This window comes from Rhizobacter sp., assembly GCF_031412075.1.
Taxonomy (GTDB): domain Bacteria; phylum Pseudomonadota; class Gammaproteobacteria; order Burkholderiales; family Burkholderiaceae_C; genus Rhizobacter.
On record NZ_JANOCG010000115.1, the window covers coordinates 1 to 1,615 of the forward strand.

2 pseudogenes are annotated in these 1,615 nt (G+C 67.3%); both read left to right on the forward strand.

Features of this window, described 5'->3' with window-relative positions:
• The first annotated feature begins 38 nt into the window (after positions 1-38).
• Positions 39-1,433 (forward strand): annotated as a pseudogene (locus RMO40_RS04190) (GspE/PulE family protein).
• Between the two features lie 13 nt (positions 1,434-1,446).
• A pseudogene (locus RMO40_RS25465) lies at positions 1,447-1,615 on the forward strand (type II secretion system inner membrane protein GspF); the annotation flags it as partial.

Consider the following 1,615-nt stretch of genomic DNA (forward strand, 5'->3'; position numbering starts at 1 on the left):
TGGTGCTGGAAGACAGCAATGGCTTCCTGCGTGTGGGCATGGCCGACCCGAGCGACCTCTTCGCCTACGACGAACTCACCCGCATCCTGAAGCGCGAGATCGAACTCGCTGCCGTCACCGAAACGCAGCTGCTCGCCACCATCGACCGTGTGTACCGCCGCACCGGCGAGATCACCGCGCTGTCGCAGGAGCTCACCGCCGAACTCGCGCAGACCGAGGCCGACTTCGGCAATCTGCTCGGCACCGAAGCGGCGGTGAAAGACGCGCCGGTCGTCAAACTCCTGCAGACGCTCTTCGAAGACGCCGCCCAGGTGCGTGCGTCAGACATCCACATCGAGCCGCAGCAGCACAAGCTGCATGTGCGCTTCCGCATCGACGGCGTGCTGCACCTGCAGACCGAGACCGACCTCAAGATCGCCCCGGCATTGGTGCTTCGCCTGAAGCTCATGTCGGGCCTGGACATCTCCGAGAAACGCCTGCCGCAAGACGGCCGCTTCAACGTGGACATCCGCGGCAACCCGCTCGACGTGCGCATTTCCACCATGCCCACGCAGTACGGCGAATCGGTCGTGATGCGTCTGCTCAGCCAGAGCGGCGGCCTCTTGCAGCTCGAACGCCTGGGCATGGGCGAGGCGATGCTCAAGAAGGTGCGCGAGGCGCTCAACCGAACCAGCGGCATGATCCTCGTCACCGGCCCGACCGGCAGCGGCAAGACCACGGCGCTCTACGCCGCGCTCAACGAGATCAACTCGCCCGACCGCAAGATCATCACCGTGGAAGACCCGGTGGAATACCGCCTCGCCGGCATCAACCAGGTGCAGGTGCACGACAAGATCGACCTGAGTTTCGAACGGGTGCTGCGCGCCGCACTGCGGCAAGATCCGGACGTGATCCTGGTCGGCTAAATGCGCGACAAGACCACCGCCGAGATCGGCCTGCGCGCCGCGATGACCGGCCACATGGTGCTGTCGACCCTGCACACCAACGACGCGGCCACCACCCCGGTGCGCCTGCTCGACATGGGCGTGCCGCCCTACATGGTGGCCATGTCGCTCAACCTCGTGATCGCCCAGCGCCTGGTGCGCCTTGTGTGCGAGAACTGCACCGCACCGCACACGCCCACGCCGCAGGAACTCGGCTGGCTCGACCACTACGTGGGCCCCGAGGGCGCACAAGGCAAGTACATGCGCGGCATGGGCTGCGCGCGTTGCAACGGCACCGGCTTCATCGGCCGCACCGCCGTCTACGAGATGCTGGAGATGACACCCGAGCTCGTGCAGACGGCCAATCACGGCTCACCGATCGAGTTCGTGCGCATCGCGCGCCAGCAGATCGGGCGCGCCACGCTGCTGCGCAACGCACTCGCGCTCGCCCACGCCGGCCGCTCCACCATTTCAGAAGCGATGGCGCTGGCCGCCCATGGCGACGGCTGACCCGGCCTGATTCATGCCCCAGTTCACCTACACCGCGCGTGACGCCGGCGGCGGCCTGCTGCAAGGCGTGGCCGAAGGCGACGACGCCGCTGCCGTGGCCAACGAGCTCATGCGCGCGGGCAACACGCCGCTCGACATCGTGCTCGCCACCGCCGTGGGCGCCTCGCTCGCCTCGCGCAACA